The organism is Streptomyces capillispiralis (assembly GCF_007829875.1).
GTDB classification, from domain to species: Bacteria; Actinomycetota; Actinomycetes; order Streptomycetales; family Streptomycetaceae; genus Streptomyces; species Streptomyces capillispiralis.
In genome coordinates this window covers 209,176-217,567 of the sequence record NZ_VIWV01000001.1, presented here as the reverse complement: position 1 = coordinate 217,567, position 8,392 = coordinate 209,176, and the positions used below count along the sequence as shown (strand labels likewise).

Annotated in this window: 3 protein-coding genes; all 3 read right to left on the bottom strand. The window is 76.1% G+C overall.

Annotated elements, in window-relative coordinates; all coding sequences use genetic code 11:
* Positions 1–889: 889 nt before the first annotated feature.
* A complete protein-coding gene (locus FHX78_RS00820; protein WP_145865525.1) occupies positions 890–1,738 on the bottom strand; it encodes an ABC transporter permease in 849 nt (282 codons plus the stop codon).
* 31 nt (positions 1,739–1,769) lie between these two features.
* Positions 1,770–2,795 (bottom strand): ATP-binding cassette domain-containing protein, encoded by a 1,026-nt coding sequence (locus tag FHX78_RS00815; RefSeq protein WP_373313082.1) that lies wholly within the window; start codon positions 2,793–2,795, stop codon positions 1,770–1,772.
* Between the two features lie 144 nt (positions 2,796–2,939).
* A complete protein-coding gene (locus FHX78_RS00810; RefSeq protein ID WP_145865524.1) occupies positions 2,940–8,297 on the bottom strand; it encodes a type I polyketide synthase in 5,358 nt (1,785 codons plus the stop codon).
* Positions 8,298–8,392: the final 95 nt, after the last annotated feature.

The window sequence follows — 8,392 nt, the reverse complement described above, 5'->3', positions numbered from 1 at the left end:
CCGCGGTGCCGGGCCGGGGCGAGCCCCGGCCCGGCCCGCCACCCCCAGGGCCCGGACCGGCCTTCACGACGGCCGCCACCGTCGTGAAGGCCGGTCCGGGCCCTGTCGTACGGGCAGAGACAGTCGGGCCGGCACCATCCGCCCGCGTCGGCCGTGTCAAGTACGCCGAGGGCGGCCCGGGTTCGCGGCAGCGGCTACGGAGGCTCCGGGTCGGGGACGGTGAGGGCGGACCGGCCATTGGGGGCGGGCCCGGACCACCCTCGGGGAGGCGCCATCGTGCGCGCCCGGTCACCCCGGGACTCGGGCCGACGGGAGGTGAAAACAGGGTGGCTGACCCGTTTACCGGTTTCCGGCTGCCCGCCTGGAGGCGGTCCGGGCAGCCGTCCCGTCCGTTGACCAGCGATTCTTCCCTCACCCCTGCACCCACCACCGCCTGTTTCGCGCCGAGCGGTGACCGAAACCAGGCAGCGCACCGGAAGCGTCCCGCGACCCTCGCCGCGGGCGGGACCACGGCCACCTCCCACGGGACTCCCGTAGTCCAGCCCCTCCCGGGCCCCCTCGCCCGCCCGGATCGCCGCCTCGGCGCGCCCGTTTCCCGTGCCGATGCCGTGCCCGTGCCGGCGCCATACAACACACGCACCCGCCCCCGCACCCGAGCCGCCCCCGCACCCGAGCCGCCCCCGCCCCCGCACCCGGGCCGCCCCCGCCCCCGCACCCGAGCCGCCCCCGCCCCCGCACCCGGGCCGCCCCCGCCCCCGCACCCGGGCCGCCCCCGCCCCCGCACCCGGGCCGCCCCCGCCCTCGCACCCGCGCACGAAAAAGGCCCGCAGGTCGCCTGTAGGCACCTGCGGGCCGGGTCCCGCGCCCCGGGGGGAGAGTGGCGCGGGGGTCAGAGGGGCCGGCGGAAGCCGGCCAGGGCGGCGAACACGCCCGCCGCGCTGATGACCCCGCCGATGACCAGCGCCGGAATCGCGTGGTCCAGGCCCGGCACGTCCAGCGCGAGGGCGCGGGTCGCGTCGATGGCGTACGTCAGCGGGTTCACCTGGGCCACGGCCGCCAGCCAGCCGGGCAGGTCGGCGACCGGCACGTACGCGCTGGAGGCGAACATCAGCGGGAAGATCACGATCAGGGCGAGGTTCTGCAGGGGCTCCGCGCGCCGCAGCCACGCGCCGGCCGCGATGAAGGCCCAGCCCAGGGCGAAGCTGAGGAAGAGCGTGAGCCCGGCGGACAGGGCGAGTTCGGCGACGCCTCCGTTGGGGGAGTAGCCCAGGACCGTCATCGCCAGCACCATGATCACGAGGATCTGCACGGCGCTGCGCACCAGCCCCACCAGACTGCGCGCCACCAGCAGCGCCCCGGGACGCACCGGCAACGTCCGCAGCCTGGCGACCATGCCGTTGCGCAGGTCCTCCACCAGGCCCACCCCGGACTGCATCGCCGACTGCGCGGCGTTGTCCACCAGCACGGCGGGGAGGACGAAGTCGAGGTAGCTCACGCCCTCCGGGAAGTGCGGGGGCATGCCCATCCTGCTGAACACCTGCGTCAGCACGAACAGGATGACGACCGGCTGGATCAGGCCGAACAGCACGATGCCCGGGTCGGTCACCATCGCCCGCAGCGACCGTCCGGTGAGCACCCGCACCTGGACGGCGAACGAACTCCCGCCGAAGTCGGGTGCCTCGAGGGCGACGGCCACGGGCGTGGCCGGGCGCGGTGCGGGAGTGAGGTGCGTGGTCAAGAAGTCCTCCACAGAGGGCGTCGGGCGGCGGTCACGCCGGGGTCCTGGCGTGCTGCTCGGCGAGGGTCAGGTACACGTCGTCCAGGGTCGGTTCGCCGAACGTCAGCTCGGTGGCCTCGACGCCCGCCCGGTCCAGCGCGCGGACGACGTTCGCGATGTCCCGGGTGGTGTCGATCGGGACGACGAGACCGCGGGTGCCGTCCTCGCCGCCGACCGGCGCGAACCCGGCGCCGCGCAGCGCGGCCCCCGCCCGCGCGGGCGCGTCGGCGCCGTCCAGCGTCAGCGTGACGGTGCGCCGGCCGACGGTGGCCTTGAGCTCGTCGGCGGTGCCCGAGGCGACGACCTTGCCGGCCGAGAGCACCGTGATGGAGTCGGCGAGCCGGTCGGCCTCCTCCAGGTACTGCGTGGTCAGCAGGACCGTGGCCCCCTGCTGGACCAGGCCCTCGACGATCTCCCACAGCTTCAGGCGGCTGGACGGGTCCAGGCCGGTGGTGGGTTCGTCGAGGAAGATCACCCGCGGGCCGCCGACCAGCGACACGGCCAGGTCGAGCCGGCGTCGCAGGCCGCCCGAGTAGCCGCTCGCGCGCCGGTCGGCGACCGTGGTCAACTCGAACAGCTCCAGCAGGTCGTCGGCCCGGGAACGCGCGGCCCGCCGGCCCGCACCGAGCAGCCGGGCGATCAGCACGAGGTTGTCCCGTCCGCTCAGCTGCGTGTCCACCGACGCGAACTGGCCGGTGAGGCCGATGCGGCGGCGGATCTCGAAGGGCTCGCGGGTCACGTCGTAACCGGCGACGGAGGCCCGTCCCGACGACAGCGGCAGCGAGGTGGTCAGGATGTTGACGAGGGTGGTCTTGCCGGCCCCGTTGTGGCCGAGGAGAGCCAGGACCGTGCCCCGGCGGGCACTGACACTGACCGAGTCCAGGGCATGGACCGATCCGAACGCCTTGCTGACGCCTTCCGCCACGATCATCTGATCGCCGCCGCCGGGGCCGGAGTCCGGGCCGGATCCGGCCCCCGCTCCGGACCGGGTGCCGGTGGGCATGACGAGCCCGCTCATGAGGTGATCTCCCGCTGGTGGGTGTGCGCTGGGTGGAGGGCCGGCCGGCGGCCGGCCCCGTGACGCCCGCCGCCCTCCGGGCGACGGACCGTGGGGACGTGGGACGTGGGGACGTGGAAAACGTGGGGACACGCCGACCGGCGCCTACCGGCCGCCGCCCGGAGCGTCCGTGCCGTCCACTCCGTCCAGGAGGCCGAACAGGTCCTCGTCGCCGCCGCCCGCCCCGTCCACGGGACCGGACGGCCCCGCCCCGTCCATGAGGCGGAACAGCTCCTCGTCGGTGGCGTCCGCCAGGTCCACGGGGCCCGCGGCCGGTTCCGCGCCGCCGGCGCGGGCCGGGGCCCAGCGCGTGGCCAGCGTCCGCAGCCGGCCCGCCGTCCCGGAGTCGAGGTCGGCGCCCGAGGTGAGCAGCGCCTCCAACTCGTCGACCAGACCGGATGCGTCACGGGCACGGACCGGCCCGGACGGCCGGAGCGTGTCGCACACCAGCCGGGCCACCGCGGCGGCGGAGGGATGGTCGAAGACCAGGGTCGACGGCAGCCGGACCCCGGTGACGGCGGTGAGCCGGTTGCGCAGTTCGACGGCGGTGACGGAGGTGACGCCCAGTTCGGTGAAGGCCAGGCCGTCACCCGCGTCCGGCGGCAGTTCCCCGCCGATCACGGCCGCCAGCTCGCCGCGCACCAGGTCCGTCACCAGCGCCTCGGCCTCCGCGTCCGTCAGGCCGGCCAGCCGCCCGGCCAGCGCGGGCGCCGCCTCGGCGGCCCCGGCCGTCTCCGGGCTCGCCACGGCCACCGTGCCGGCCGGCACCGAGGCCAGCCAGTACGCCTCGTGCTGGAACGCGTACGTGGGGAGGGGGACCGTCCGCGCGTCCGGCAGCACCGCCGGCCAGTCCACCGGCAGTCCGTGCGCGTGCAGCCGCACGACGGCGGCGAGCAGGGCCCCCGCCTCGTCCTCCCCGCCCCGCAGCAGCGGTTCCACCACCGGGCCGTTCCCCGGCTCCCGCTGCCCGAGGTGCTCCGCCAGACACTCGTCCACCATGGGCGTGAGCGCCGCCTCGGGACCCAGTTCGACGTAGACGCCGGTCCGCGCGTCGGCGAGGTGGACGACCGCGTCCGCGAACCGGACCGCCTCCCGCGCGTGCCGCACCCAGTGGTCCGGATCGGCGGCCTCCGCGGCGGTGAGCGGGCGGCCGGTGACGCCGGAGACCAGCGGTATCTCCGGCGCGGCGAAGGACAGCGACGCCACGGTCTCCCGGAACTCGGCGAGCACCGGGTCCATCAGGGGTGAGTGGAAGGCGTGACCGACCACCAGGCGGCGCGTCTTGTACCCGGCGGCCGTCAGCTCGCCCGTCAGGCCGGTCAGCGCGGCCTCCGCGCCGGACAGCACCACCGAGCGCGGCCCGTTCACCGCGGCGACGGCCAGGTGCTCCTCGCGCCCGGCGAGCCACGGCAGCACCTCGGCCTCGGAGCAGCCGACCGCGACCATCGCCCCGCCCGTCGGCAGCGACTGCATCAGCCGGCCGCGCGCCGCGACCAGCGCGCACGCGTCCGGCAGGCTCAGTACGCCCGCCACGTGCGCGGCGGCGATCTCGCCCACCGAGTGGCCCACCAGCCGGGCGGGCGTCACCCCCCAGGACCCGAGCAGCCGGTACAGGGCCACCTGGAAGGCGAACAGGGCGGGTTGCGCCCAGCCGGTCCCGTGCAGCAGCCCCGCCTCCTCGCTGTCCGGGGGCGCCCACATCACCGACGTCAACGGCCGCTCCAGCAGCGGGTCGAGCTCCGCGCACATCTCGCGCAGCGCGGCGTCGAACACCGGGAACGCGGCGGCGAGCGCGCGGCCCATGCCGGGACGCTGACTGCCCTGACCGGTGAACACGAACGCGGTCTCCGCCGGACCGCCGCCCGCGCGCCGGCCGGTCACCCCGGCGACGCCGTCCCGGGCGAATCCGGCCGCCGCCGCGGTGAGCGCGTCCCGCCCCGCCCCGGAGAGCACCGCCGTACGGGCGTGCAGGGAGCGGGTGGTGAGCAGCGAGTACGCGATGTCGCGGGCCGGCACCTCCGGGTGGGCCTCGGCGTACGCGGCCAGCCGGTGCGCCTGGCCCCGCAGCGCCGCCGCGTCCCGCGCCGACACCAGCCACGGCACGACGGGCCCCTCGGCGTCCTGTTCCCGCGCGGCCGGTGCGCCCCCGGAACCGGCCGGGGCCTCCTCCAGCACCAGATGGGCGTTGGTGCCGCTGATGCCGAACGACGAGACGGCCGCCCGCCGCGGCCCGCCCTCCCCGGCCGGCCACGCGCGTGCCTCGGTCAGCAGCCGGACGGTCCCGGCCGACCAGTCCACCCGGGAGCTGGGGATGTCCGCGTGCAGCGTGCGCGGCAGCACGCCGTGCTGAAGCGCCAGCACCATCTTGATCACCCCGGTCACGCCCGCCGCCGCCTGGGTGTGTCCCAGGTTCGACTTGACCGAGCCCAGCCACAGCGGGCGTCCTTCGGGACGCTCCCGTCCGTAGGTGTCGAGCAGTGCCTGTGCCTCGATCGGGTCGCCCAGTGTCGTACCGGTGCCGTGCGCCTCCACCGCGTCGACGTCCGCCGCGGTGAGCCCCGCGTCGGCCAGCGCACGGCGGATCACCCGGCGCTGCGCGGGACCGTTGGGCGCGGTCAGGCCGTTGGAGGCGCCGTCCTGGTTGACCGCCGAGCCGCGGATCACCGCGAGCACCGGATGGCCGTTGCGGCGCGCGTCCGACAGCCGTTCCAGCAGCAGCAGACCGGCGCCCTCCGACCAGGCGGCCCCGTCCGCGCCCTCGCCGAAGGACTTGCAGCGGCCGTCCGGCGACAGGCCCCGCAGCCGGGAGAAACCGACGAACGGCGCCGGCGTGGCCATCACCGCCACTCCTCCGGCGAGCGCCAGCTCCGACTCCCCGGACCGCAGCGACCGGCACGCCAGGTGCAGCGCCACCAGCGACGAGGAGCAGGCCGTGTCCACCGTCAGGGCCGGGCCGTCCAGGCCCAGGGTGTACGAGATCCGCCCGGACAGCGCGCCGGCGGAGGTACCCACCGGCAGCAGCCCCTCCAGTTCCCCGGACGGGTCACTCACCCCCGTCGCGTAGTCGTGGTACATCGCGCCGGTGAACACGCCGGTACGGCTGCCGCGCAGCGACAGCGGATCGATCCGGGCCCGCTCCACGGCCTCCCAGGCGGTCTCCAGCAGCAGCCGCTGCTGCGGGTCGGTGGCGAGTGCCTCCCGCGCCGACATGCCGAAGAACCCCGCGTCGAAGTGGGCGGCGTCGCGCAGGAATCCGCCCTCACGGGCGTAGGTGGTGCCCGGGTGCTCCGGATCGTCGTCGAAGAGGGTGTCCAGGTCCCAGCCGCGGTCGGCGGGGAACGCGGAGACGGCGTCGCCGCCCTCGCTCAGCAGCGCCCACAGCGCCTCCGGGGAGGCGGTGCCGCCGGGCAGCCGGCAGGCCATGCCCACGATCGCCACGGGCTCGTCATGGAGTTCCGGGCCGGAAACCGGCTCCTCCTCCTGACGGTTCAGCCCGGCCAGCTCCCTGGCCAGGGCCGCCGGGGTCGGAAAGTCGAAGGCCACGGCGGCCGGCAACGGCAGGCCCGTGGCCTCGGCGAGCACGGTGCGCAGCCGCACCGACGCCACCGAGTCCAGGCCGTGCGCGCGGAAGGTGACGTCCGGTCCGATGGGACCCGCGTCGTCCGCGCCCCGCGCGCCGAGCACCTCGGCGACCGCCGCCACGACCAGGTCGAGCGCGGTGCCGGGGTCCGGGCGGGGCGCGTCGTCGGGAACCGGCTCCGGCCGCGCGGCGGCGTCGGCCAGGATCTGCTCCAGCGCCCGCCGGTTGATCTTCCCGGCGGGGGTGCGCGGCAGGGCCGGCAGCACCACCAGCTCCAACGGGATCTTGTACTCGGCGACCCCGCGCTCCCGCAGGAACGCCGTCACCTCCCCGAGACCGACCGTACCGACGGTACCGGCCGGCGCGTCACCGGCGTCACCGGCGTCACCGGCGTCACCGGCGTCACCGGGGTCCGCCGGGGAACCGGACGGGCGCGCGGTCACCACGAGGCAGGGGTACTCGCCGAGCCGCGGGTCGGGCTTGGCCACCACCGCCAGCGGACCGATGTCCGGCAGGTCCGCCAGCAGGCCCTGGATCTCCACGGCGTTGAACTTGCGGCCGCCCACGTTGATGAGTTCGGCGGAGCGGCCGTGGAACGCCACGAGGCCGTCCTCGCCGATCGAGGCGAGGTCACCGGTGCGCAGCCAGCCGTCCTCCGACACCACCGACCGGGTCAGCTCCGGCTCCCCGTAGTAGCCCCGGAACATGCTGGGACTGCGGTAGTACAGCTCCCCGGCCTCGCCCGGGGCGCAGGGCGTGCCGTCCTCGCGGAGGACGCGCATCCGCGCGCCGCGGACCGGCCGCCCCACGCTGTGCGCGGCGACCTCCGGCGGGTCACCGGCCAGACTGCTGGTGCCGTTCCCGGCCTCCGACATGCCCCACACCACGATCAGCGCGGTGTCCAGCGTCTCGCGCACCTCCCGCACCAGGGCGGCGGGCAGGGCGGCACCGGCGGTGAGCACCCTCTCCGGGCGGAATCCGGCGCCTGCCGCCGACGCACGGGCCCGCGCCACCACGTCGTGCAGCTGCGCCGGCACGGCCACCACCACGCTCGGCCGCGCCGCACGCGCCAGCTCCAGGAACCGGTCCACGTCCCAGGAGCGCAGCAGCACCTGCCGGCCGGCACGGAACAGCGCCGAGTACAGCGACTGCAGGCCGAAGCAGTGGGTCAGCGGGCACGCCGTGATCAGGGTGCCGGCGTACGACTCGGCGCTGTCCTCGGTTGCGGCACGGGAGTTGGTGAGCAGCGAGTCGTGGGTGTGCAGGCAGATCTTGGGCCGCGCGGACGTCGTACCGGACGAGGGGAACAGCAGGAACGGCGCGTCCGGCAGCACCTCCACCGGCCGGGGCCGCTCGCCCGCCCAGCGGTCCAGCAGGCCCTGCACCGACTCGGTGCCCTCGGCCGGGCCGCCGCCGGTCACGAGGACGGCCCGCAGCGACGGCAGCGACTCCCGCAGGGCCTCCGCGGTCAGCGGTCCGTCCGGCTCCTGGGTGGCGGCCGGCAGCGCGAGCACCGCCGGACCGACCCGCTCCAGCAGGGCCCGGACATCGGCGGGGGCGTTGCCCTGGTGCACGGGCAGGGTGACCGCGCCGACCGACGCGGCCGCCAGGTGCAGCGTGACGTACTCCCAGCAGTTGGGCAGGTGCAGGGCGACCACGTCGCCGGGCCGGACGCCGGCCTCCTGGAGTGCGCGGGCCAGCGCGTCCACGTCGTCCCGCACCTCCCGCCAGGTGCGTTCGCGATCCCCGTCCACCAGGGCCACCGCGTCGCCCCCGGCCCGCACGGCGTCGGCGAGAACCGAGGGCAGGGTGAGGCCGTCCAGCTCGCCCTCGCGGGCACCGGGCGGCTGGATCACGTAGTCGTCAGCGTGGACGGGCACCATCACTCCCGGGGGGTCGAGCGTTTCCGGCGAACGGGGACCCTCTCAGGCTGTTGCCCAACGCCCCGGGTTTTCCCTAGACATGGGCCGCCGCAGGC